At 68.3% G+C, this 22863-nt stretch carries 22 protein-coding genes; 12 read left to right on the top strand and 10 right to left on the bottom strand.

Annotated features, from left to right (window positions below):
- Positions 1-45: 45 nt before the first annotated feature.
- A complete protein-coding gene (locus GV790_RS16850) occupies positions 46-783 on the bottom strand; it encodes an HD domain-containing protein (RefSeq protein WP_163814290.1) in 738 nt (245 codons plus the stop codon).
- A 284-nt stretch (positions 784-1067) separates the two neighbouring features.
- Between GV790_RS16850 and GV790_RS16845 the strand changes: the two genes are divergently transcribed.
- A complete protein-coding gene (locus GV790_RS16845; protein WP_163814289.1) occupies positions 1068-1949 on the top strand; it encodes a universal stress protein in 882 nt (293 codons plus the stop codon).
- A 92-nt stretch (positions 1950-2041) separates the two neighbouring features.
- Positions 2042-3208: a thiolase family protein gene (locus tag GV790_RS16840; RefSeq protein WP_163814288.1), complete on the top strand. Its 1167-nt coding sequence runs from the start codon at positions 2042-2044 to the stop codon at positions 3206-3208.
- On the opposite strand, the gene GV790_RS16835 is transcribed toward GV790_RS16840, so the two are convergent.
- Positions 3209-3793, bottom strand: coding sequence for a helix-turn-helix domain-containing protein (locus tag GV790_RS16835; RefSeq protein WP_104897747.1), 585 nt, complete (start codon positions 3791-3793; stop codon positions 3209-3211).
- Between the two features lie 91 nt (positions 3794-3884).
- Here GV790_RS16835 and GV790_RS16830 point away from each other — a divergent pair, with 91 nt between their 5' ends.
- The 5 genes from GV790_RS16830 to GV790_RS16810 all read left to right on the top strand — a co-directional run bounded on the left by GV790_RS16830 (position 3885) and on the right by GV790_RS16810 (position 9694).
- Positions 3885-4481 (top strand): class I SAM-dependent methyltransferase, encoded by a 597-nt coding sequence (locus tag GV790_RS16830; RefSeq protein ID WP_163814287.1) that lies wholly within the window; start codon positions 3885-3887, stop codon positions 4479-4481.
- 186 nt (positions 4482-4667) lie between these two features.
- Positions 4668-6737: a CocE/NonD family hydrolase gene (locus GV790_RS16825; RefSeq protein ID WP_163814286.1), complete on the top strand. Its 2070-nt coding sequence runs from the start codon at positions 4668-4670 to the stop codon at positions 6735-6737.
- 70 nt (positions 6738-6807) lie between these two features.
- A complete protein-coding gene (locus GV790_RS16820; protein ID WP_163814285.1) occupies positions 6808-7815 on the top strand; it encodes an adenylate/guanylate cyclase domain-containing protein in 1008 nt (335 codons plus the stop codon).
- A gap of 71 nt (positions 7816-7886) precedes the next feature.
- Positions 7887-8657, top strand: coding sequence for an RluA family pseudouridine synthase (locus tag GV790_RS16815; RefSeq protein ID WP_163814284.1), 771 nt, complete (start codon positions 7887-7889; stop codon positions 8655-8657).
- Between the two features lie 257 nt (positions 8658-8914).
- Positions 8915-9694 (top strand): metallophosphoesterase, encoded by a 780-nt coding sequence (locus tag GV790_RS16810; RefSeq protein WP_163814283.1) that lies wholly within the window; start codon positions 8915-8917, stop codon positions 9692-9694.
- Positions 9695-10085: 391 nt separating this feature from the next.
- Here the strand turns inward: GV790_RS16810 and GV790_RS16805 are convergent, their stop codons facing one another.
- The 3 genes from GV790_RS16805 to GV790_RS16795 all read right to left on the bottom strand — a co-directional run bounded on the left by GV790_RS16805 (position 10086) and on the right by GV790_RS16795 (position 13149).
- Entirely contained in the window at positions 10086-11072 is a 987-nt protein-coding gene (locus GV790_RS16805; RefSeq protein ID WP_163814282.1) for an Rpn family recombination-promoting nuclease/putative transposase, read from the bottom strand.
- Positions 11073-11157: 85 nt separating this feature from the next.
- Entirely contained in the window at positions 11158-12207 is a 1050-nt protein-coding gene (locus tag GV790_RS16800) for an AraC family transcriptional regulator (protein ID WP_163814281.1), read from the bottom strand.
- 27 nt (positions 12208-12234) lie between these two features.
- Positions 12235-13149: a cation diffusion facilitator family transporter gene (locus GV790_RS16795; RefSeq protein ID WP_280211116.1), complete on the bottom strand. Its 915-nt coding sequence runs from the start codon at positions 13147-13149 to the stop codon at positions 12235-12237.
- A 76-nt stretch (positions 13150-13225) separates the two neighbouring features.
- Between GV790_RS16795 and GV790_RS16790 the strand changes: the two genes are divergently transcribed.
- The 5 genes from GV790_RS16790 to GV790_RS16770 all read left to right on the top strand — a co-directional run bounded on the left by GV790_RS16790 (position 13226) and on the right by GV790_RS16770 (position 17902).
- Positions 13226-15328 (top strand): ATP-binding cassette domain-containing protein, encoded by a 2103-nt coding sequence (locus GV790_RS16790; RefSeq protein WP_163814310.1) that lies wholly within the window; start codon positions 13226-13228, stop codon positions 15326-15328.
- Positions 15325-16065, top strand: coding sequence for an energy-coupling factor transporter transmembrane component T family protein (locus GV790_RS16785; RefSeq protein WP_163814279.1), 741 nt, complete (start codon positions 15325-15327; stop codon positions 16063-16065). Before GV790_RS16790 ends, GV790_RS16785 begins: the two co-directional genes overlap by 4 nt.
- Positions 16066-16181: 116 nt before the next feature.
- Positions 16182-16706: a YbaB/EbfC family nucleoid-associated protein gene (locus tag GV790_RS16780; RefSeq protein ID WP_163814278.1), complete on the top strand. Its 525-nt coding sequence runs from the start codon at positions 16182-16184 to the stop codon at positions 16704-16706.
- Complete coding sequence (locus GV790_RS16775) at positions 16706-17017, top strand: WXG100 family type VII secretion target (RefSeq protein ID WP_163814277.1); 312 nt, start codon at positions 16706-16708, stop codon at positions 17015-17017. Before GV790_RS16780 ends, GV790_RS16775 begins: the two co-directional genes overlap by 1 nt.
- A gap of 234 nt (positions 17018-17251) precedes the next feature.
- Positions 17252-17902 (top strand): ammonium transporter, encoded by a 651-nt coding sequence (locus GV790_RS16770; RefSeq protein WP_163814276.1) that lies wholly within the window; start codon positions 17252-17254, stop codon positions 17900-17902.
- An 85-nt stretch (positions 17903-17987) separates the two neighbouring features.
- Here the strand turns inward: GV790_RS16770 and GV790_RS16765 are convergent, their stop codons facing one another.
- The 5 genes from GV790_RS16765 to GV790_RS16745 form a co-directional block, all read right to left on the bottom strand.
- Positions 17988-18170, bottom strand: coding sequence for an antitoxin (locus GV790_RS16765; RefSeq protein WP_014348983.1), 183 nt, complete (start codon positions 18168-18170; stop codon positions 17988-17990).
- A gap of 63 nt (positions 18171-18233) precedes the next feature.
- Positions 18234-20579, bottom strand: coding sequence for an ATP-dependent DNA ligase (locus GV790_RS16760; RefSeq protein ID WP_163814309.1), 2346 nt, complete (start codon positions 20577-20579; stop codon positions 18234-18236).
- Between the two features lie 108 nt (positions 20580-20687).
- The gene (locus GV790_RS16755) at positions 20688-20933 is read right to left on the bottom strand and encodes an antitoxin (RefSeq protein WP_163814275.1); all 246 of its coding nucleotides are present in this window, start codon (positions 20931-20933) and stop codon (positions 20688-20690) included.
- Between the two features lie 37 nt (positions 20934-20970).
- A complete protein-coding gene (locus tag GV790_RS16750; RefSeq protein ID WP_375139402.1) occupies positions 20971-22113 on the bottom strand; it encodes an MBL fold metallo-hydrolase in 1143 nt (380 codons plus the stop codon).
- Complete coding sequence (locus tag GV790_RS16745) at positions 22113-22838, bottom strand: enoyl-CoA hydratase (RefSeq protein ID WP_163814273.1); 726 nt, start codon at positions 22836-22838, stop codon at positions 22113-22115. Before GV790_RS16745 ends, GV790_RS16750 begins: the two co-directional genes overlap by 1 nt.
- Positions 22839-22863 lie beyond the last annotated feature (25 nt).

The following is a 22863-nucleotide window of genomic DNA, read 5'->3' as shown; positions in this document are numbered from 1 at the left end:
CGTGGTGAGCTGGAGGGCGTCAGCCTACTTCAGTAGATCCGCCGATCAGTCACCCCACCCGCCGGCATCGATGATCTCGTCCCAGGTCAGGTAGGGAAGGTCGGGGTTGCGCTGATGCACGACCTCGCCGGGCAGGGTGCCGGGCAGGGCCTTGCGCGGGTCGGCCAGGGCCTGGGCTTCGATGATGTCGGTGAGGGCGCGGGAACCGCCGAGCCGGGGGTAGACCGCGTGCACCTGATCGGCGTAGCCGGGTGGCAGGTCGGCGGGGCCGCCGCCGATATCGATTCCGATGCCGTCCACCGCGATCCAGATGGCGGCGGGCCTGCGGCGCCGGTAGACGGGTGAATCGCTGAATCCCGACGTGTGCGCGGCGATGGCGTCCCACACCATGTCGACGCGGCCGTCGGTGAGGCCGTTGCGTTCGAGGAATTCGGCCGCGTAATCGGCGCCGTCGACTTCGAATCGCTGGTGGCCGTTGGCGATATCGCCGAGGCCGATGTCGTGCAGGGCACAGATCAGATACATCAGCTCCTCGTCGTAGTCGGCGCCCGGCCGCAGTCCCTGCGTCTCGGCGAGGGCGCGGCCGAAGAGGAATCCCCGGATGCTGTGGTTACGCACCGGCGCGGTGAGCGCGGTGTCGATGAGTCGCTGCGCGGCCGCGGCTATCGGCGTCGATGGCAGTGCGAGCGCGGGCGGTTGCGCGGCGGCGGCCGCCCTCGACAGCGCGATGGCGGCTCCTGCCGTTGCGGCGGCGCCGAGCGCGGTACGACGTGACATTTCCATGAAAACTCCGATCCGGGTTGTCGGGTCGCTCCAGGCGAGCCCGGCCTGCGGGCTCCGCTCGGTGACCTTCAGGCATACTGAAGGCTAGCCGATGAGCTTCAGCCACGCTGAAAGATGTGACCGAACCGGCACGTTGGATGCGCAGTGTCGCGACGTGAAGCTGAACCCGCTGACCGCCTTGCCACCCCACGGCTAGGCTGAGCGCAAGCGTCACCGATGAGATCAACCGCGCCCGCCCTGGTCGGATGCTCGCCCGGTCCGGCCTCGACACCCGGAGGCCCGCCATGTCGAATCCCCGAATCATGCCCGCCGACGCTCCGATCGTGGTGGCCGTCGACGGATCGCCACAGTCCATGCACGCGGTGGCGTGGGCGGCGGCCGGCGCCGCGTCCAGGGCCAGGCCACTCGCCATCGTCGGCTCGCCGGAACTGCCTTCGGATATGCGCCCGAGTGTGCTGTTCTCCGCCGACGACATCGCCGGGTCGCGCCGCCGCGCCGAGGAGAGCCTGAGGCGCGCCGCGGAAGTGGCCGAGAAGAGTTCCGTGCCCGCGGTCTCGACCGAGTTGGTCGAGGGCCGCATCGTTCCCTACCTGCTCGCCCGCTCGGCCGATACCGTGATGATCGTCGTCGGCAGTCGCGGGCTCGGCGCGTACCGGCGCAGCCTGCTCGGCTCGGTCAGTACGGCGGTGACCAGGCACGCGAAGTGCCCGGTAGCGGTGATCCGTGATGTCTCGGCGCTGGACGTGGTGTCGGCCGCCAAGCCGGTGCTGGTCGGCGTCGACGGCACCCGCAACAGCGAGCCCGCCATCGAATTGGCCTTCGACGAGGCCTCCCGGCGCGGCGTCGGGCTGATCGCGCTGCACGCGTGGACCGATGTGACCGGCATGGACGTGCCCATGCTCGACTGGGTCGACAGCGAAGACATCGAGGCCGCGACCCTGGCCGAGGCACTGGCCGGCTATTCCGAGCGCTACCCCGACGTCGAGGTGCGGCGGGTGCTCGAACGCGATCGCCCCGCCCGGTCACTGTCGCGCGAGGCCGAGAACGCACAGCTGGTGGTGCTCGGCAGCCATGGGCGCGGCGGGTTCACCGGCATGCTGCTCGGCTCTACCTCCGAATCGGTGCTGCACTCGGTGGAATGCCCGGTGATCATCGTGCGCGCGTGAGCCTCCAGGCTGGCCGACACACGCGAATCCGTGTTAACTTACTGCGGAATGGTCATTAACTTGACCGGTCGGCCGGAAGTCAGGAGTTGGTCATGGAGACCGCGGTCATCGTCGACGTCGTACGCACCCCCTCGGGCAAGGGAAAGGCCGGTGGCGGACTGTCCGACGTGCACCCCGCCAACCTGCTGGCCGGGGCGCTCTCGGATCTACTCGGCCGCAACGACCTCGACCCAGCTCTCGTCGACGACGTGATCGGCGGCTGCGTCACCCAGAGCGGTGAGCAGGCGTTCAACATCAGCCGCACCGCGGTGCTCGCCGCCGGATTCCCGGAGTCGGTGCCCGCGACCACCGTCGACCGGCAGTGCGGATCCAGCCAGCAGGCCGCGCATTTCGCCGCGCAGGGCGTGATCTCCGGCGCCTACGACATCGCCATCGCCTGCGGTGTCGAGTCGATGAGCCGGGTGCCGATGTTCTCCAACGCCGCGGGCCAGGACGCCAACCGCGGACCCATCGCGCACCGCTATCCGGAGGGCCTTGTTCAGCAGGGCTTTTCCGCGGAACTGCTGGCCGCACGCTGGAAGCTCGATCGCGTACGCCTCGACGAGTTCGCCGCCCGCTCACACCGACTGGCCGCCGAGACCGCGGCGTCCGGCGGGTTCGACAATGAGCTCGTCACCGCCGGACGGCTGGACGCCGACGAAACCATCCGCGCCACCACCACTGTCGACAAGCTCGCCGGACTGACGCCGGCCTTCGTCGACGAGGCGTACCGGAAGCGGTTCCCGGAAATCGAATGGTCGATCACACCGGGCAATTCGTCCCCGCTGACCGACGGCGCCTCGGCCGCGCTGATCATGAGCGAGCGGATGGCGAGCAAGCTCGGATTGCGGGCGCGGGCGCGGTTCCATTCGTTCGCCGTCGTCGGCGATGATCCGCTGCTCATGCTCACCGCCGTGGTGCCCGCCACCCGCAAAGCGCTGGACAAGGCGGGGCTGAGCATCGACGACGTCGACGCCTACGAGGTGAACGAGGCCTTCGCGCCGGTGCCGCTGGTGTGGCAGCACGAACTCGGCGCCGATCCGGCCAAGCTGAATCCGCGCGGTGGCGCCATCGCCCTCGGCCATCCGCTCGGCGCGTCCGGCACCCGCATCCTGGCCACCATGGTCAATCACCTGGAGCAGACCGGCGGCCGGTGGGGCCTGCAGACCATGTGCGAGGCAGGCGGTTTGGCCAACGCCACCGTCATCGAACGGCTGTAGTCATTCGGGCCGGTAGCGGGCCCTGATGTGGAAGCGTTCGCCCTGCGGACCGTAGATGCTCAAGTACTCGACGGGGTGTTCGTCGGCATTGCCGAACCAATGCGGCAGGTGCGTGTCGAATTCGGCGACCTCGCCCGCGGTGAGGATCATGTCGCGATCGCCGAGGATCAGGCGCAGTTTGCCGTTGAGCACGTAGAGCCAGTGGTAACCCTCGTGCGTGCGCGGGTCCGGTTCGCGGTCGGCGGGGCGCCCGGCCAGGATCTGCTTCCAGGCCTGTAGCCCGCCGGGTTTGCGGGTCAGCGGGATGACGGTCTGGCCGTTGCGGGTGAACGGGCGCGCGTAGACGCGCGGATCGCCGGTCTCGGGGGCGTTCACCAGTTCGTCCAGCGGGACCTGATGGGCCTTCGCCAGCGGCAGCAACAGCTCGAGGCTCGGTTTGCGCTGCCCGGACTCCAGCCGCGAGAGCGTGCTGACCGGGATGCCGGTCAGTTCCGACAGCGCGGCCAGCGTGGTGCCGTTACGTCTGCGCAGCTCGCGCAGCCGCGGCCCCACCGCGTCGATCACCTCGTCGAAATCCCGATCCATACCGATATTGCAGTTCTGGCAAATTTGTTTGTCAAGTTCGCATGACTGCTCGCATGCTGGGCCGTACTACACCGAGGGACGGAGAAACGCGATGGACCAGCAGTTCTGGGACGAGATGTACGGCAGCAGGGACCAGCTGTTCAGCGGGCTACCCAATGATGTGCTGGTCGCCGAGGTGAGCGGTCTCGCGCCGGGGCAGGCCCTCGATGTCGGATGCGGTGAGGGCGCCGACGCGCGTTGGCTGGCCGAACAGGGGTGGCAGGTCACCGCGGTGGATGTGTCGCGGGTGGCGTTGGAGCGCGCCGCCGCGACCAGCGACGAGGTGGCATGGTCGCACGCCGATCTCACCGCGGTCCCGCCGCCTGCGGCCTCGTTCGACCTGGTCTCCGCGCACTACTTCCCCATCGAGCTGGAACCCGATCACGCCACCATCCGCGGGCTGATCGACGCGGTGTCCCCGGGCGGCACGCTGCTCGTCGTCGGCCACGATCCCGCCGACTTCCCGCCCGATCACGAGCACGGGTTCGACCCGCGCGATTACTACCAGCCCGAACAGGTCGCCGAGCTGCTCGGCGAGGAGTGGACGGTGCTGGTGAATTCGGCTCGCCCGCGCACCCGCCCGGGCCCGCCGGGAACGCACCACACCAGCGATGTGGTGCTGCGCGCTCAGCGCAAGCCGGCAAGCTGATCGGCGCCGATCCCCCGGAACCACCCGCCCGGTCGAGCCACACCGTGCACCTACCGCCGGCGTCGCGAGGCCAGTTCCTGCCATCGCAGACGGCCGGGCGAGTCATCCCCGCGTTTCCAGAGCAGATTGCTATGGTCTGGATCACATGTGCGCCGGATGCGTAAACCATGAGGCGGAGGGGTGTCGATGCGGTTGACCCGGCGGGTCCAGGGTGTGGCGGCAGCGTTCGTGATCCTGTTGACCGGCGGGGCGGCCGGGGTGGCGACGCTGACCGAGAACGCGGTCGCCTACGAGACGCCCGCACCCGCCGTCGCGCCGGACGAACTGGCACGCCAGTGGACACAAACCCACGACGGGCCGCAGCCGTACCCCGATGTGCACATCGACTGGGATGTGCCGATCACGATGAGCGACGGTGTGGTGCTCAAGGCGAACGTCTACCGGCCGATCCGCGCCGACGGCCAGGTCGAGACGGCGCCGCTGCCGACCATCGTCAACCTCACCCCGTACACGAAACTCATGACCAACCTGATCGATTCGGCTGTGTCCATGCCGGGTCTGCAGCAGTTGACGATGGACCTGGTGGGCCGGATCAACCTGTCGGGCACTCCGGTCAGCGGTTTCGAGGATCTGCTGCACGCCCTGGACGGCGGCACCATCCAGACCGTACTCGGCCTGGACCGCAAGCTGATTCGCAGCGGCTACACCCAGGTCGTCGCCGATGTGCGCGGCACCGGCTTCTCCCAAGGCACCTGGAACACCCTCGGCGCCCGCGAACAACTCGACACCCGCGAGGTGATCGATTGGGCGGCCACCCAGCCCTGGTCCAACGGCCGGATCGCGATGAGCGGCGGCTCCTATTCCGGCATCAACCAGCTGCGGGCGGCGGAGAATCCGCCGACATCGTTGCGCGCGATCTTCCCGGTGGAACCAGGCAGCGACCTCATGCGCGATGTGGTGGCGCCGGGCGGCGGCATCGGCACCACCTTCCTGCCGATGTGGCTGAACTCGGTGAACAATGCCAAACTGCTGCCCGATATCAGCTCGATGCTGAACGGCACTTTCGACTGGCGCTGGTTCAACGACCGCCGCCGCGACCCGCTCACCAACTTCGATCTGCTGGCCCAGGCCCTGCTGACACCTTCGCTGCACAACGTGCCACCCGCACTCTCGGCCGCGCTCGACGAGGACAGCGCCTTCCGGGAAGGGATCATGGGGCGTCCCGAGAAGGTCGGCGTGCCCACCTTCGTCTACGGCGGCTGGCACGACATCTTCGCCAACAGCGCCACCACCCTCTACAACGCCATCCCGCTGCCTGCCGACCAGAAGAAGCTGGTGGTCGGCGACACCTACCATGCGAATCCCGGTGCGGGAACCGGTGTTCCGGGCGCACCCGCGCGACTGGACGTCCTGCAGCGGGCGTGGTTCGACCACTGGCTCAAGGACATCGACAACGGCGTCACCGGGTTCGGCCCGGTCACCGTGTGGGAGCAGGGCGGCGGCTGGGTCACCCTCGCCGAGTTCCCGAAGCCGGGGATGACGCATCGGCGGGTCTATCTGTCCGGCGCACCCAGCGGCACCACCCGCGACAGCCTGCACGACGGCTCACTGGCGGCCGCACCCGCTCCCGAACCCACCCGCCTCACCGTCGCTCCCGGCCTCACCACCGCGTGCTCGCGCGATGCCGCGCAGGGTTCGGCGGGTATGACGGCGGTGATCGACGCCTGCGCCAAGGACTCCCGGATCGCCGAACGCAACGGGCTCACCTTCACCAGCGCCGAGATCACCGAGCCGACAGTGATTTCCGGGCCGATCAACGTCCATCTCAATACCGTGCACGACGCCGCCGACGGGTATTGGAACGTCACCGTCAACGACGTGGCGCCGGACGGGACGTCCACGGTGCTGTCCACCGGGCAGCTCACCTCCTCGCTGCGCGCCATCGACGAGGCCAAGAGCAGCCGCTCGGCCAACGGCGATCTGACCGCACCGCACAACCCGATCACCCTCGACAGCGTGCTGCCGGTGCCGCCGGGCGAGGCGATCACCCTCGATATCGCCGTCATCCCGACGCAGGCCATCCTGCAACCTGGGCATCGGCTGCGGGTGGACGTCTTCGCGGGCAATTCGCCCAAGGCGCTGGCCTTCCGGCCGATGCTCAATGCCAGCGAACTCAAACCGCAGCATCTGGTGCTGGATCCGAACGCACCGAGTTTCGTCAACCTGCCCACCGACCGGCCGATCGCCGTCCGGTGATTTCGTGTGACACCACAATGTCGTCGGAAGACCCTGCTTCGGCGGCGCCGGGACCCGTAGGGTTTCGGGCATGGTGTCGCCGGAGATGACGCAGCTGGTGCAGTCGGTGGTCGAGACATACCTGCTGGACGGCACGCGCCGCTACAACCGCGATGACGTGGCACGTCAGACCGGCGTGCCGGTCGAGGTGTCGCGCCGGTTGTGGGTCGCGCTCGGTTTCCCCGCGGGCGGCGACGAGGCGACGCTGGACTACACCGACGCCGATGTGCGCGCCATGCGCGAATTCCGGGAACTGGGCGTGCTCGCGTCGACGGATCTGCGTCAGCAGGCCGCGACCGCCCGCACCATCGGCCAGTCGATGGCCCGGCTGGCGGAATGGCAGGTGGATCTGGTGCTGGACGAGATCACCCGACGGGTCGCCGCGGCCGACCCGGACGCCGATCCGGCCGCCATCGCCCGCCGAGCCACCGAGGCGACCGTGCAGATCCTCGAGGAACTGCACGCCTACGCCTGGCGCAGGCACCTGGCCGCCGCCCTGGCCCGCTCGCTCGACGGAGCGGGCACGGCCGCCGATTCGACCAGAGAGCTCGCCGTCGGATTCGCCGATATGGTCGGCTACACCCGGCTGACCAGGCATCTGCACCCGGATGAGCTGTCCACCCTGCTGGAGGCGTTCGAATCCACCACCACCGCCGCCATCACCGAGAACGGCGGCTGGGTGATCAAGAATGTGGGCGACGAAGTCATGTTCGCCACCGAAACCGCGGTGCAGGCGGCCAGGATCGCCCTGGCCATTCAAGAAACCACCATGACCGTCGGCACCACTCCGGAACTGCGTGTCGCCCTCGCCTACGGTCCGGTGTTACAGCGGTTCGGCGACCTGTACGGATCGGTGGTGAACATCGCGGCCCGCCTGACCGGTGTGGCCCGGCCCGGCACCGTCCTCGTCGACGACGCCGCAGCCGCCGAACTCGCCGGCGAACCCGAATTCGCCATCCGGCATCTGCGCAGTGTGCGAGTGCGCGGGTTCAACCGGCTGCGGCCGCATGTGCTGCGGCGCAACGGCAAGAACCGCTGACCCGGTGAGCGTGGTACGGATCCCGCCCAGTGGCGGGGAGGCGGCGCTGACACTCCTCTAGGCTCGGCCCAGTGGATATCGACTGGCCCGACCTGCGTGAACGCTGCCGCATCGAGGAGGACGACGCGATCGTCGCGGTGAACAAACCCGCGGGAATTTCGGTGACCGGGGAACGTCACGACACCGATATCGTGCAGGCCGCGGCGGCCGTCGGCGAGACGCTGTATCCGGTGCACCGCATCGACAAGGTGACCTCCGGTGTGGTGCTGCTGGCGAAGGATCTCGCCGCGCACGGGCAGTTGACCAGGCAGTTCAACAAGCAGACCGCGCGTAAGACCTACCTCGCGATCGTCTCGACGCCCGAAGGCGACCTGCCGGACACCGGCACCATCGACCTGCCGCTGAGCGTCGGGCGGAAGAACCGGGTGCGCATCGCGGCGCCGAGGGAGCGCATTCAGGACTCCGAGGGCCGCTGGTTCGTGCACCCAGCCGACCTGCTCGATACCAAGAACTACCCCTCCACCACTCGGTTCGCGACGGTGCTGCGCGACCGCGACCACACCGTTCTCGCATTGCGCCCCGTCACCGGGCGGCGGCATCAGATCCGGGTCCACCTGGCGTGGATCGGCCACGCCATCGCCGGCGATCCCCTCTTCGACACATCGGGTGCCCACGAACGCACCTACCTGCACTCCTGGCAGCTGGCGCTGGCGGCGGATTGGCGGACGCCGCCGGAGTTGAACCTCGAGGCAGAGCCAGGCGCCGGTTTCTGGGCGCCGCTGACGGCCGAGCCGAAGGCCACGGCCGCGCTGTTGCACAGTGCCGTCGAACGGCTGGGATGACCGAGCACCTCGCCTGATCGAGGTGCGGTCAGCAGGCGTTCCTGACACAGCCGGCCGCGGTCACCAGCAGACAGCGCCGCTGCTCGCTGGGAAATCGACTGTGAGGCGCAACGCGGTCGCACGGTAACGGAAATCGTGGTGGTGAGCCTCATGACGACAACAATTCCGCTGGTCAACTAGCCTGAAACACGGCACTGCGGGAGGTGCGGTGCACTCTGTTTCGCATTGGAGCGATCCCCCAGAGAAAGCAGATGGGCATGATCCTGGTGGCTCAGGTCAGCGACACACACTTCGATCTCGGACCCCGCAACGTCGAACGCGCGGAGCGGGTCATGGCCTACCTGGCCGATCTACGCCGGCGACCCGACGCGATCCTGGTAACCGGCGACGTCACCGATTCCGGCAAAGCCGACCAGTACGCGGAAGCGCGGATCGCCCTTCAGGCCGACATCCCCGTCTACGCCCTCCCCGGCAACCACGACGATCGCGGCGCGTTCCGCGAGGTCCTGCTCGGGGTGCCGTCCTCGACCGAACCGATCAACCACGCTCACCGCGTCGGCCCGCTGACGGTCGTCCTGCTCGATTCCAGCATCCCCGGCGAACCCAGCGGTCAACTCACCGACGAGACCTACGACTGGCTGCGCGGCGTCCTCGCCGACGCCCCCGCGGGCGACCCGATCCTGCTGGCCCTGCACCATCCCCCCGCCCACCTCTACAGCCCGGTGGTCGACGAGATCGCCCTCGCCGATCCCGATCGCCTGGCCGAGCTGGTAGCCGCCGACGACCGCATCCTCGGCGTCCTCACCGGCCACGCCCACTCCGCCGCCACCACCACCTTCGCCGGCAAACCCCTGCTCGTCGCCCCGAGCACGGCGTCGGTGCTCGGCGGCGAATGGGAACTCGCCCTCCCCGACCACGTCATGGACTACGCGCCGGACCCGGCCGTCGCCCTACACGTCATCGACGAGAACCACACCCTGACAACACATTTCCGCAGCGTGCCGATGGGCGGCTGGATCGGCGTCGCGCCGTACTGAGGCAGTGGATGCCCTGCGGCCGTGATCAGCGGTGATCCAGGATCACAATCGGAATAGTCCGGTGGGGCGGCCTGCCGCTGGTAGAACCCGAAGTCAGGGAAGACCGCCACCAATCGCGGCCGCAGCGGAGATTGGCGACCTTTCTGTCCGCAGTTGCCAATCAGACGTCAGAGCGCCGCGCCGGACTGCCTCACATCGAACAAGCCCCGACTACCGTCCTCGTACGCTCCGGCGACACCACCTGGAACTTCACCCCGACCGAGTGGGCAGCCTTCACGGCCGGCATCGCTATCGGCGAATTCGCCGCCGCCTGAACGGCTTTCATACGATCACCCGGATCGCCCTTCGCGGACACCCGGCATCGCTGGGTTGTATGGACCCATGGTCCCGTTCACGCGAGCGTTTCGTCCGGGGTGCTCGCGGTCAGTACCCGCATCGTCCAGGCTCGCACCTGCGCCGGGCTGGCTGATCGGACTTTGTGGATCACCCCGGCGGGCAGCGGGCCGAATTTGGCGGTCATCTGCTCGAGTAGAGTTTCCGCGCGGCCTCGTGCTTCTCCCCGTGCTTCCCCGCGTGCCTCGATCATCTCCGCCGTCGTCACGATCGCCTCCTTCGCTCGTGGGCCGAGCCGTTCGAATACCGCCGCGATATCGGCCTCGGCGGTTTCGCTGACCGTCATGATGTAGGTCAGTACGGTCAGGTAGTCGCCAAGGGGGTCGGGCCCGGCCTCCAGGGCGTGCAGGTCTTCGAACCAGTCCAGCATATCGTTTCCCAGCGCGGTGTTCTTGGGTGCGATGCGTTGCAACACCAGCAACACCCTGGTCGCGGGGGTGAGGTCGCGGTCACGCAGCGCGGCCGGGTCGATAGCGGCGATATCGTCGAGCAGGAACCGCAACCGCGGCAGATGGGGGCCAAGGGCGTCGCGGGCGGCGGGGTCGAGATCGATCAGGTCGGCGACCTCGGTGGGGTGGGACCAGCGGGTGCCATCTGCGGCGTTGTGTACAACCAGCGGGATGATCGCCGGCAATGTGTTCGGCTTGGAGGTGCTGGGGTTCTGGGCCAGGTGTTGCCGCCAGATCGCGACCATGTATTCCAGCATCCGGAAGGCCATGAACCGGTCGCTGCTCGACTGATGTTCGACGAGCAGGTAGATGTAGGCGGGGTGCCCGTCGAGGCGAGTGCGGAACAGCAGGTCGCTGTATCGGTTGCGGAGGTCTGGCGAGACGAAGCTACCCGGCTGGAGCTGTAGAGCGGGCCAATCGATGCGAGTACTGATCTTCTCGGGGAGCACGGCACGTAGTTCGCTTGCCGCGTTCTCGGGGCGTGCCATGACCTTTCGGAAGTACGCATCGTGCGGGTTCGACCGCTGCTCCGGCATGGCCGGTGACGCTACAGCGCGGCACCGACAAATCGATGGGCTCCAGTGGGTTTCGCGTATCCGGCCAGTGCGGGTACCGATCGCATCAGACGCGGACACGTTGCCTCCGATACGCCGCGGGTGTGGTCCCCGTCCACCGTTTGAACGCGTAGATGAATGTCGATGCTTCCGCGTATCCCAGGCGAATCGCCACGTCGCTCACCGACAGTGGTGTGGTGCTGAGCATTTCCTCGGCCAGGGCGCGGCGCATTTCGTCCAGCAGTGCGCGGTAGCTGGTGCCCGCGGCGTCCAGGTGGCGACGCAGGGTGCGGGTGCTCATGTTGAGATCGCGGGCCACCGCATCGATTCCGGGTGGGGCGGCCAGGCCGTCGGTGCCGCCGTGCGGGATGAGGCGGGAGCGGACTTCGGCGGCGATGCCGGTGCGGGCGCGGCGGCGATGGACGAGATCGCGGCATTGGGCGAGGCAGATGGCGAGGGTGTGTTCGTTGGCTTGGGGGAGGGGCTGATCGAGGATGGCCGGGTCGATCGCGAACAGATTGTGCGGGCGGTCGAAGCGTGGCCGGACCACGGTGATATCGGCGATTCGATCGGCGTAATCCGGTTCTGGGAACGAGAATTCGGCCCTGATGAGCGGCAGATGGCGGCCGACGAGATCGCTCATCACCTGATGCATGGCGGTCACGTCCCGCTCGATGAGGAACTGACGCACGTCGGCGGGGACCGATTCGGCGTGCACCCACGCGATGAACTCGCTGTCGCGCAACTCGGTCGCGGGCAGGCAGAAGGTGAAGCTCAGGTCCAGGTAGCGCAGCGCGAAGGCGATGGCCTCGCCCAGCGTCGGACTGCTGATGCAGGCGAAGCCGAAGATGCCGAAGGTGGTGATCCGGTAGCGGCGGCCGACCTCGACGCCGAGCGCCGGATGGTCGGGCAGCGCCCCGACCAGGTTGCGGACCACGGTGAGCTCGGTCCGTGCGTCGATCTGGGCGTCCGGGTCGTGCAGGATCGGTTCGGTCAGCCCGGTGCCGTCGAGCATCCGTGCCACGGAAATGCCGTGCTCACCGGCGTAACCGGTGAGCAAGGCCACGCTGGCCACACCGCGCGGGAAATCCCAGTCGCGTACCGGACTGTCCACCATGGACAACAGTATGGCCGAAAGTGTCGATTACCAGGACAGCTCCGCGCACCGACGTGCGCTGTCGGGGGTTTCGACCTGGAGCGTGGCATGGCTGATGTGGAACCGCTCGGCCAGCACGTGCTGGGCGGCGCGCAGCACGTGATCGCCGCTGGCGCCGTCGGCGGTGGTGATGTGCGCGGAGGCGACCTCCATGCCGGAGGTGAGGGTCCACACGTGCAGGTCGTGCACGTCGGCCACGCCCTCGACGGCGCCGAGTTCGGCGGCGACCTGTTCGACGTCGAGTTCCTCGGGGCTGTGCTGGAACAGGATCCGCAGCGACCGCTTCGCCAGCACATAGGTGCGTGGCAGCACCCACAGGCCGATCGCGACACCGATGATCATGTCCGCGTACCGCCAGCCGGTGGTGATGGTGATGGCCGCCGACAGCAGCACGCCGAACGAGCCGATCATGTCGGCGAATACCTCGAGGTAGGCGCCGCGCACGTTCAGGCTCTCCTTGGCGCCGCTGCGCAGCAGCAGGAACGAGGCCACATTGGCCAGCAATCCGACCACGCCGACGATCAGCACCGGCCATCCCGGCACCTCCGGCGGTTCACCGACGCGGGCCAGCGCCTCGTAGAGCACATAGCCCGCCACCAGGAACAACAGCACCGCATTGGCCAACGCCGCGATCACCTCGGCCCGGTAGTAGCCGAAGGTGCGGGTGTAGGTGGGGCGGCTGCGCCGGGCCAGCAGAATGGCCGACAGCGCCATGCCGATGCCCACCACATCGGTGAGCATGTGCGCGGCATCCGACAGCAGCGCCAGCGAGCCGGTGGTGAACGCCACCGCGAACTCGACCAGCATGAATCCGATGCCGATGGCCAGCGCCAGGCCCAGCCGGCTCAGGTACTTCCCGGACGCGCTCTCCGGCGCTATCCCATGCGAATGATCATGTCCCACACCTGACAACATATGCGTACATGCGCATGGATGCAACACCCTCGATCCGGGCTGGCAGACTTGTGCCGTGAGTGATGTGTCCACCGACTCGGCCCCGCGCGGCGAACACGGCCCGTTACGGCCGATCGAGCTGGCCACCGGCGCCGTCCTCGGTGGTGTCACCGTCGGTTTGGTGACGATCGGTTCGGTGGTCCCGCTGGCCACCGCCCTGCAACTGGTCGCCGCGGTACCGCTCGGACTGCTGGCCCATCGTTACCGCTTCCGCGCCGTGGCCACCACGACCATCGCGGCCGCCCTCGTCACCTTCGTCGCCGCCGGATTGCTCCCGGCCACCGGCATGGCGGCCTCGGCCACCATCGGCGGCATCATCGGCGGGGTCAAACGCCGAGGCGGCGGCATCGTCGCCGTCCTCGGGCTGGCCGTGCTCGCCGGCCTGGCCTGGGCGGCGTTCTCGATCGGGTTCCTGCTGGTGTTCTCCCAAGCGCGCAACCTGCTGTTCGACACTATCCGCAATACCTCCGATGGTGTGAAGGATCTGGCCGGGCGGGCTCCGCAACTGGAACCCCTCGGCAATGGCGTCGCCGATGTGACCGAAGTGGTGCTGCGCTTCTGGTGGATCTACGTCGGTGGCGGCGTGCTGTTCGGCACCGTGCTCACCGCCCTCATCTCCTGGTTCGTTCTCGGATCGGTCCTGGATCGGCTGGCCTGGCTGCCCGGCACCGATCGGCTCGACGCCCCGGCCGACGACCGGCCGGTGGCGCCCCTGCCGGTGACCATGCGCGCGGCCGGCTACCGCTATCCCGGGGCCCACACCGACGCGTTGAGTGGCATCGACCTCACCGTCGACGTCGGCGAATTCGTGGCGGTGGTCGGCCACAACGGCTCCGGCAAATCGACGCTGACCCGGCTGCTGGCCGGGCTGCCGCCGTCGTCCGGCACCGTCGAGCGGCCGGGCTCGGCCGGCCTCGGCCATCTCGGCGGCACCGCACTGGTGCTGCAACGACCGGAAAGCCAGACCCTCGGCGTCCTGGTCGCCGACGACGTGGTGTGGGGGCTGCCCGCCGCACTGGCCGAACAGGTCGACGTGGAGGGGCTGCTGCGCGAGGTCGGGCTCGATGGCATGGGCGAGCGGGAAACCGCGGCGCTTTCCGGCGGCCAGCAGCAGCGGCTCGCGGTCGCGGCGGCGCTGGCGCGGCGGCCCGCGCTGCTCATCGCCGACGAAGCGACCTCGATGATCGACCCGGACGGGCGCCGCGAGCTGGTCGCCCTGCTGGCCGCACTGCCGAAACGGCACCGGATGGCCGTCGTTCTGGTGACCCACCACGAGGCCGATGCGGCCGCCGCCGATCGCGTCGTGCATCTGTCCGGTGGCCGGGCGGTGCGGCATCTGCCGGGCTGGCCCAAACCGCGCCACGATCTGCGCCGACGGCCGATGGGTGAGCCGATCATGCAGCTGCGCGATATCCGCCACACCTACAACCGGGGCACACCGTGGCAGGCGCCCGCGCTGCACGGTGTCGATTTGACGGTGCACCGCGGCGAGGCGCTGCTGGTGGTCGGCGGCAACGGCTCGGGCAAATCCACGCTGGCCTGGATCATGGCCGGGTTGATCAAGCCGAGCGGGGGCCGCTGCGAGCTGTCCGGCAAGCCCGTCAGCTCGCAGATCGGCCGGGTCGAGCTGGCGTTCCAGCATTCCCGGCTGCAACTACAGCGACAGACCGTCGGCGCCGAGATCGCCGATTGGGGCGGCCGGGCCACCGGATCCGGTGCGGTCGGGCGTGCCCTGGACGCGGTGGGCTTGGATCGTTCGCTGGCTGCCCGGTCGATCGAGGAACTCAGCGGTGGGCAGGCCAAACGCGTGGTGCTCGCCGCGATCGTGGCCAGCCGGCCGCAGGTGGTGGTGCTGGACGAGCCGCTGGCCGGGCTGGATCCGGAGGGCCGCGCCGATATCGTCGATCTGCTGGCCCGGCTGCGGGATTCGGGGCTGACGCTCATCGTGATCTCACACGACGTCGAGGATGTGGCCGCCATCTGCGACCGCACGGTGCACCTGCGCGACGGCCGGATCGCCGAATCGGTGCACGCGGCCGCGGAAACGCTGCGCCGGCCCGCCGAGACCGCGCATCCCCAGCCCCTGCCTGGCACCGCGTGGCGGATGGAGCAGGGAGGGCAGTCATGAGCCTCGTGCTGCTGCGGCAGGTCCCGGTGGACAGCCCCATCCATCGACTCTGGGCCGGAACCAAGATGATCGGGGTCTTCCTGATCAGCGTGGTGCTGATGCTGTGGCCGACCTGGCCGGTGCTCGGCATCATGACCGGATTCCTGGTGCTGGTCGGCGTGCTCGCCCGGCTGCCGCTCGGCACGCTGCCACGGCTGCCGTGGTGGTTCTGGGGGCTCGCCGCGATCGGCGGGCTGGTCAATGTGCCCGTCGGCGGCGCGGCCGTGCTGCGCTTCGCCCAGGTCCTGGTATTCAGCCTGATCTTGGTGGCCGCCTCCTTCCTCATCGCCTGGACCACCCCGATGAGCGAGATCGCGCCCGCGCTGGCCAAGCTGGGCGCGCCGCTGCGCAGGCTGCGCGTTCCGGTGGACGAGTGGGCGGTGGTCGTCGCGCTGACGTTGCGTGGCCTGCCGTTGCTGATCGACGAGATCCGGGTGCTGCACGCCGCCCGCCGCCTGCGCCCCAAAGATGATCTGCTGCACCGCGCCGCCGACAACGGGCTGATCGACATCCTGACCGCCGCCATGGCGGTATCCACCCGCCGCGCGGGCGAATTGGGTGAGGCGATCACCGCGCGCGGCGGCACCGGGCAGCTCACCGCCAACCCGGGTTCGCCCCGCCGCGCGGATGCGTTCGCCCTGCTCATCGTGGTGGCGGTATGCCTCGGTTCCGTCATGATCGACGTGCTGTTGCTGTGACAAACTGGTGGCCGATCGGCCCGGATCACAGCAGGCGGCGAATTCGATGGAACCGAACGCAGGCCGGCCGCGTCGAAATGGATATACGGACCGAGTCTGGCGAACAGGGGTAGGCGATGAATGACGACCGCGAGGCCATACGCTCGCGCAACGACGCGTTGCGCGCGCAGGTCGGCGACATGCTCGAGACCTTCGAACGGCAGCGCCAGGATCTGGCCGCCGCCCAGCAGCGCATCGCCACCGCTCAGGTCTCCGCGTGGTCGTCGGACAACCTGGTTCGGGTGACGAGCAATGCCGCAGGCATCCCGCTCGACGTGCACATCGAACCGGAAGCGTTCAAGCGGTCCACTCCCGAACGGCTGAGCCGCTCGATCACCGAGGCCGTGCAGGCCGCCGCCCGCGAAGGCGTGCAGGTGTCGCAGCAGGCCTTCGCCTCCGTCGAAGCCGCCGCCGACGATCTGCCCGACCTGCCCGATCTGGTCCCCGGCGCGCCGAGCATCCGCGACCTGGTCGACAAGCTCATCCCGGAGCCGCCGCTCGTGCAGGACGCCCCGCCGCCGCCGTCCGCGCAGGCGCCGCTGGATGACGAAGACGAAGACGAGTACTACCGCAACCGCAGCTACCTCGAGGGTGGCCGTTGATGAGTATGTTGAAAGCCGATCCGGAAGCGATCAAGGCCACCGAACCGGGGTTCCAGAGCCTGGCCACCCAGGTGGCCGATGCCCTGAGCACCCTGAAGTCCGCGCTGGATGCCGAAGGCGAATGCTGGGGCGGCGACGAAATCGGCCAGAGCTTCGCTGGTAACTACACCCCCGGCGCGGAAAAGGCCCTCACAGCGGTCGAAATTCTCAGCACCACGCTGTCCGCGATGGGCACCGGTGCCACGAATACGGCCACCTCCCTGGAGAGCCAGGACCAGGCCATCGCCGACGCGCTGGGCAAGAGCGAATAGCCGATCCATCCATCACGGTTCCCGATAGCTGTGCGCTATAACGGGCGGCAGGTTTGGTACTGACCCAAACCTGAACTGATACCCGTAAATCCATCGTGTCAAACCAGTAACCGGTTGTAACGTGACGACCGGGAGAGCTGTCCACTTGATCACAAGGCGCCGAGCGCAGGGCGGGGAAGATTCACAGCGCGCGGTGCGTTCGGTAGGGAACCTGATGAAGATGGGAACAACAGAATGATTTTCCGCAGAATCGCCGCGTTGGTGGTGCCGGTGGCGGCCGCCATCGTGGTCGGCACAGGCACCACCCATGCGCAGCCGGCCGCGGCACCCGTACCCGACATCGGCTACGAGGCGAAGCTGGTCGGCGACCGCATCATCACCACACTGACCGGGGGTACATTCGAAGTCGCCGGTAACACGGTGAGTATCAAAGACTCCGCGGGGAACACGGCCTTCACCATGCCGACGGCTTTCCGTCAGGACGGGCTGGAGTTCCCGATGCCGAGCACGGTTCGCAACGAAGGTCGCGAACTCGAGCTGACAGTCGTCAAGGACTACACGAAGGCACGTCCGGTTTCGGTCACTCCGGTGGCTTCGCTCGAGGAGAACCAGCGAGCCCAGGATGCCTTCCTTGCGCAGTTCGGAATCGCCACCGCAGTCGGTGGATTCATCGGCACGGTGATCGGCGCACTGGTGGGATTGACCGGCATCATCGGTGGACCGACCGTCATCGCCAGCGTTGTCCTCGGCGCCGCGATCGGCGGCGTCATCGGCACCATCGTTGTCGGCGGCCCCGCCCTGATCGTCGCAGGCATCGACCTCATCAACACTCTCGCTGCCCCGCCGGGCACGACCAAGTGGATGGACCAGACCGGCAGGAACTGACCTACCGGAAACCGATACGACACTGGGCCGATCGCGCACCCACGCGATCGGCCCAGTTCCGTTTGCTGATCAGGTAATTGCGCGCTCAGCCCTGCTGCTTGCGCACCGCGTTCTTCGCGGCTTCCTGCGCGGTGTCGACCTTGTCGGCGTACTTGCCACCGGTCTTCTGGTCGACGATGTCTCCGGCCTTGTCGATCACGGCATCGACCTTGTCGGCGTTCTTCGCCGCCAGGTCCATCGCCTTATCGGCCAGGTTCTTGAAATCCACGTGCACTCCTCGGGTCGAGCCGCGTTCGAATCGCGATTACCATACCCGCGCGTACGGTGCCGCTCAGTCGGAGCGGCCCAACCAGGCCGGGTGCCAGAGTCGTCCGCCGTCGGTCCAGTTCATGAAGCGGACCGTGCCGGAGATCTCCGGGGTGACCCAGGTGGCGTCCTTGGTTTCCTCGCGTGACATCTCGTTGACGAACGGGCTGGTCTTGCGGCGACGGCGCTGGAGTTTCGTGGCCAACGCGCGTATTTCGTCCTCGCTGAACCCGGTACCGACCCGGCCCACGTAGATGAGTTTGCCGTCATCGGGGATGCCGACCAGCAGTGACGCGAACGGTCGCGCCGCGCTGCCGCGAAACCCGCCGACCACGACCTGCTGGGTCTGCCAATTGCGCTGTTTGACCCAGGAGTGCCCGCGCTTACCCGGCAGGTAGACCGAATCCCTGCGCTTGGCCACCACACCCTCGGCCCCGACGTCGCGACTGGCGTTCAGCGCGTCTTCGCCGGTGCCTGCCAACTGCGGCGGCACCGACAGCGCGGGCGTGGTGGCGGCGAGGGCTTCGAGCACCCGCCGCCGGTCGCTGTAGCGTTTGCGGATCAGCGAGGTGCCGTCGAGGTAGAGCAGGTCGAAGGCGACGAGTTCGGCGCGACGGGTGTCGGCTTGCAGCAGAGCGAGATTGGCGACGCCATTGGCGTCGAACACGACCGCTTCACCGTCGAGCACCACGCGATGGCCTGCCAACTCCTCGGCGAGGGCGGCGATCTGCGGATAGCGGTCGGTGACGATATTGCCCGCGCGGCTGCGCAAGGTCGGTGTGCCGTACTCGAATTCGAGGATCAGGCGGTAGCCGTCCCACTTCGTTTCGAAGGCCCAGTCCTTCGGATCGAGGCCGGCGACCTCGCCGGTGGTGGCGAGCATCGGGGACAGGCCGCGCGGTAGTTCGGCGCCACCGGATCGTTCGCCGGGCCGATCACTACTCGCTGCGCCGCTGGACTCCGACGTGCCTGCGTCGGCCGCCGCTCGCCGGCCCTTACCCGAGCTCTCGGCCCCGTGACCGTCACCGGGCTGCTCCCGCATGAGATGCATCAACCAGTTCTTGCCACCGGTGCGGATCAGCGCGTAGCGACCGTGCAACCGCTCCCCCCGCATCACCACGATCACCTCGTCGTCGCGCCACTTCTCGGCCTCATAGGTACCCGAATCCCAGATCGTCATGGTTCCGGCGCCGTACTCGCCCTTCGGGATGGAACCGTGGAAATCGAGGTACTCGAGGGGGTGATCCTCGGTGTGGACGGCGAGGCGGTTCTCTTTGGTGTCGGTGGGCGGGCCTTTCGGTACCGCCCAGGACACCAGTACACCGTCGCGTTCCAGACGCACATCCCAGTGCAATCGCCGCGCGTGGTGTTCCTGGATGACGTACCGGTTGCCGGGGCCGGGCGTGGGCGGATGCGCGGGAACGGGTTCCGGTGTGCGCGCGGGATCACGCATGGATCGGTAGACGGCCAACGGGTCCTGGCGGGCCGCGCCGGCCTGCGAGATCGGCGGGTCGAGCCCGGCCAGCAGGTCGCCGTCGTCCTGAAAACGCGCGAGCACCTCGTCGAATCGCAGATGCCTCAGCGATTCCCGGTCCTCGATCTCCGCCCAGCTACGCGGTGCGGCGACATTCGGCTGTGTGCGCCCACGCATCGAGTACGGCGCGATCGTGGTCTTGGCCGGATTGTTCTGGCTCCAGTCCAGGAAGACCTTGCCGGTGCGCACCTTCTTCGCCATCGTCGCCGTCACCAGGTCGGGATGAATCTTCTCCAGGTTGGTGGCGACCTGTTTGGCGACAGTGGACGCGCCGCCGGGGCTGAGCACCCGATCCAACGGCACATACAGGTGAATTCCCTTGCTGCCGCTGGTCACCGGGAACGCGCGCAACCCGATCTCGGCGACCATATCGCGCACCTCGAGCGCCACGATCGCGCATTCGGCCAGGCCCACGTCCGGGCCCGGGTCCAGATCGAAGACCAGCCGGGTGGCCGGGCCCATCTGATCGCCGTCGAAACGCCATTGCGGCACATGCACTTCCAGCGACGCCTGCTGCCCGATCCAGGCCAGACCGGCTTCGGAATCGATCAGCGGATAGGTGACGGTGCGATCGGAATGCCGCATTGCGCGGCGCGGCAGCCAATCGGGCGCGTGCTCGGCGAGGTTCTTCTCGAAGAACGACGCCTCGCCGACGCCGTTGGGCCAGCGTTTCCTGGTGACCGGCCGCCCGGCCACATGCGGCAGCATGGCGGGGGCGATCGCGGTGTAGTAGGCGATGACCTCGCCTTTGGTGGTCCCCGTTTCCGGATAGAGCACCTTGTCGAGGTTGCTCAATTCGATCGTGATGGCGGGCTCGCCCGCCGCATCCCGGAACATGCGGCGCGACCCATTGTCCGCGACCCGGCGGCGGGAACCGGCGTTCATCCGGTTCCCGCCGCGCTCGGCCTGCGGACAGTCATTGCCCTGCGGGCGGTCTCGGCTCGATCAGACCTGCGGTGGCACCGGGCCGCCACCCGGCTGCTGGCCCGGCTGTTGCCCCGGCTGCTCCGGCGGCACTACCTTCTTGGCGGCTTCCTTGCCCTTCTCGATCTTGTCGGAGTACTTGCCCTTCGTCTTCTGATCGATGAACTCGCCACCCTTGTCGATGGCTTGGTTGATCTTGTCCGCATTCTTGGCCGCTGCGTCCTGCCCCTTGCCGACCAGGCCCTTCAAGGTGTCCATCAAGCTCATATGCTCTACGTCCTTCCCAGTGCCGTCGTTGAGGTGTTCACCCGATATCTTTCCACCACAACTGTCCGGACGGCAGGTCATCGGGGTCCAGCCGCTCCCCCGGCTTCGGAACGGCCACCGTGGTGCCCGCCGCCCGCGCGGCCGTCACCATCCGCTGCACCGGCTCCGACCACCCGTGGAAGGCGAGGTTGAACGTCGCCCAGTGGATCGGAACCAGCAGGCCGTGGGCGGGATCACCGGCACACAGATCGGCGTGCGCGCGGACCGCCTCTTCCGGATTCATGTGCACATCGGTCCAGCGTTCGTCGTAGGCGCCGATCGGCAGCAGCGTCAGATCGAAGGGACCGAGCGTGGTGCCGGCCTCGGCGAAGGCCTTGGTGTAGCCGGTGTCGCCGCCGAAATAGACCCGTCGGGTAGGACCGGCCAGCGACCACGACGCCCACAGCGTGGTGTTGCGGATCAGACCGCGGCCGGAGAAGTGGCGCGCCTCCACACAGGTGATCGTCAGATCCTCGCCGGCCCGGACGCGCCCCAGTTCGGACAGCGAAATCGAACCGCCCCAATCCAATTCGACGATCCGCTGATCGGGCACACCCCAGTGCCGCAGATGCGCGCCGATGCCGACGGGCACCACGAACGGTGCGCTCTGCCCGGCCACCAGCGCCCGCACAGTGGCGGCGTCGAGGTGGTCGTAATGGTCGTGGGAGATGATCACCGCGTCCACCGGCGGCAGCTCCGACAGCGGAGCGGGCACCGGATGCAGCCGGGCCGGGCCGACCAGCGGCGAGGGCGACACCCGTTCGCTCCACACCGGATCGGTGAGGATGCGGTAACCGTCCACCTCGATCAACGCCGTCGCGTGCCCGTACCAGGTGACGGCCAGATCAGCGGCCTGCGCGGGCAGCTGCGGCGTCACCAGCGGGACCGGCCGCGCCGGGCGACCGGCATGGCGCTGGGTGAGGAACGAACGCAGCAGCGACGGCGCCGCACCGGGCGCGATCTGGCTGCTCGGTTCGGTGTTGTGGAACTGGCGGTTGCGGTAGCTGGTGGCGCCGGTCGCGTACGGCTGGATCGCCGAGATCGACGCGCCCATCGCGGTGGGCAGACCCCACAGCGCCCGCGCCACCCAGGTGAGCCCGAGGGCACCCGCGGCGCCGGTGGCGATTCGTCGGATGCGCATCATCGCCCCTGGAATTTCGCGGCGCGCTTCTCTTGCCTGGCCAGCCGGCCCTCTTGCGCGTCGGCGCTGGTCCAGGCCGCTTCCAGGGCCTCACGCTGTTGCGCGTTCTCCGGATCACGGGTGCCGTCGTCGTTGAGCACCAGCTTGAGATGGCGTAGCGAGAGCGGTGCCAGTTCAGCGATGGACTTGGCCCAGGCCTGCGCGTCGGCCAGGGTGCCGATGCGGTTGGCGAATCCGAAGCCGTAGGCGTCCTCGGCCGACACCGGTTCCGCGCCGAGCAGAATGGTGCGCGCCGGGCCACCGCCGATCAGCGAGACCAGCCTGCGCACCGTCCACCGATCCACGGTGATGCCGAGCTTGGCGGCCGGAATCGCGATGTAGGAATCCGGCTCGAGGACCCGCAGATCCGAGGCGAGAGCCAGCTGCACACCCGCACCGAGGGCGGCACCATTGATCGCCGAGATCACCGGCACCGGCGCCGATTCGATGGTGTGCAGCATCTCGAGCAGCCTGTCCAGGAACTCCTCGGAGTACACCCCGCCGAGATCGGCGCCCGCGCTGAAGATCGGCCCACGGCCGGTGAGCACGATGACCCGCGCCTGCTCGGCGGCATCGATCACCGCATCACGCAGTTGCGTGACCAGCTCGATGTTCAGGGCGTTGCGGCGCTCCTCGCGCTGTAATTCGATGGTGACGACGTCACCATCGCGGCTGACACCGAGCATGCTTCCTCCCCAGCTGAACGAAATC

The sequence above is a fragment of the Nocardia cyriacigeorgica genome (assembly GCF_010858045.1).
In the GTDB taxonomy this organism is placed as follows: domain Bacteria; phylum Actinomycetota; class Actinomycetes; order Mycobacteriales; family Mycobacteriaceae; genus Nocardia; species Nocardia cyriacigeorgica_E.
Note: the sequence above shows the minus strand (reverse complement) of the source record. Positions and strands in the feature narration are given on the sequence as shown.

What these genes read in the sequence shown, in the direction of transcription:
- GV790_RS16785 (WP_163814279.1), top strand. Translation starts at nt 15,325, where the DNA reads ATGAGCCTCGTGCTGCTGCGGCAGGTCCCGGTGGACAGCCCCATCCAT.
- GV790_RS16820 (WP_163814285.1), top strand. Translation starts at nt 6,808, where the DNA reads ATGGTGTCGCCGGAGATGACGCAGCTGGTGCAGTCGGTGGTCGAGACA.
- GV790_RS16755 (WP_163814275.1), bottom strand. Translation starts at nt 20,933, where the DNA reads ATGAGCTTGATGGACACCTTGAAGGGCCTGGTCGGCAAGGGGCAGGAC.
- GV790_RS16770 (WP_163814276.1), top strand. Translation starts at nt 17,252, where the DNA reads ATGATTTTCCGCAGAATCGCCGCGTTGGTGGTGCCGGTGGCGGCCGCC.
- GV790_RS16775 (WP_163814277.1), top strand. Translation starts at nt 16,706, where the DNA reads ATGAGTATGTTGAAAGCCGATCCGGAAGCGATCAAGGCCACCGAACCG.
- GV790_RS16745 (WP_163814273.1), bottom strand. Translation starts at nt 22,838, where the DNA reads ATGCTCGGTGTCAGCCGCGATGGTGACGTCGTCACCATCGAATTACAG.
- GV790_RS16780 (WP_163814278.1), top strand. Translation starts at nt 16,182, where the DNA reads ATGAATGACGACCGCGAGGCCATACGCTCGCGCAACGACGCGTTGCGC.
- GV790_RS16825 (WP_163814286.1), top strand. Translation starts at nt 4,668, where the DNA reads ATGCGGTTGACCCGGCGGGTCCAGGGTGTGGCGGCAGCGTTCGTGATC.
- GV790_RS16805 (WP_163814282.1), bottom strand. Translation starts at nt 11,072, where the DNA reads ATGCCGGAGCAGCGGTCGAACCCGCACGATGCGTACTTCCGAAAGGTC.
- GV790_RS16800 (WP_163814281.1), bottom strand. Translation starts at nt 12,207, where the DNA reads ATGGTGGACAGTCCGGTACGCGACTGGGATTTCCCGCGCGGTGTGGCC.
- GV790_RS16760 (WP_163814309.1), bottom strand. Translation starts at nt 20,579, where the DNA reads ATGTTCCGGGATGCGGCGGGCGAGCCCGCCATCACGATCGAATTGAGC.
- GV790_RS16845 (WP_163814289.1), top strand. Translation starts at nt 1,068, where the DNA reads ATGTCGAATCCCCGAATCATGCCCGCCGACGCTCCGATCGTGGTGGCC.
- GV790_RS16750 (WP_375139402.1), bottom strand. Translation starts at nt 22,113, where the DNA reads ATGCGCATCCGACGAATCGCCACCGGCGCCGCGGGTGCCCTCGGGCTC.
- GV790_RS16835 (WP_104897747.1), bottom strand. Translation starts at nt 3,793, where the DNA reads ATGGATCGGGATTTCGACGAGGTGATCGACGCGGTGGGGCCGCGGCTG.
- GV790_RS16840 (WP_163814288.1), top strand. Translation starts at nt 2,042, where the DNA reads ATGGAGACCGCGGTCATCGTCGACGTCGTACGCACCCCCTCGGGCAAG.
- GV790_RS16850 (WP_163814290.1), bottom strand. Translation starts at nt 783, where the DNA reads ATGGAAATGTCACGTCGTACCGCGCTCGGCGCCGCCGCAACGGCAGGA.
- GV790_RS16830 (WP_163814287.1), top strand. Translation starts at nt 3,885, where the DNA reads ATGGACCAGCAGTTCTGGGACGAGATGTACGGCAGCAGGGACCAGCTG.
- GV790_RS16810 (WP_163814283.1), top strand. Translation starts at nt 8,915, where the DNA reads ATGATCCTGGTGGCTCAGGTCAGCGACACACACTTCGATCTCGGACCC.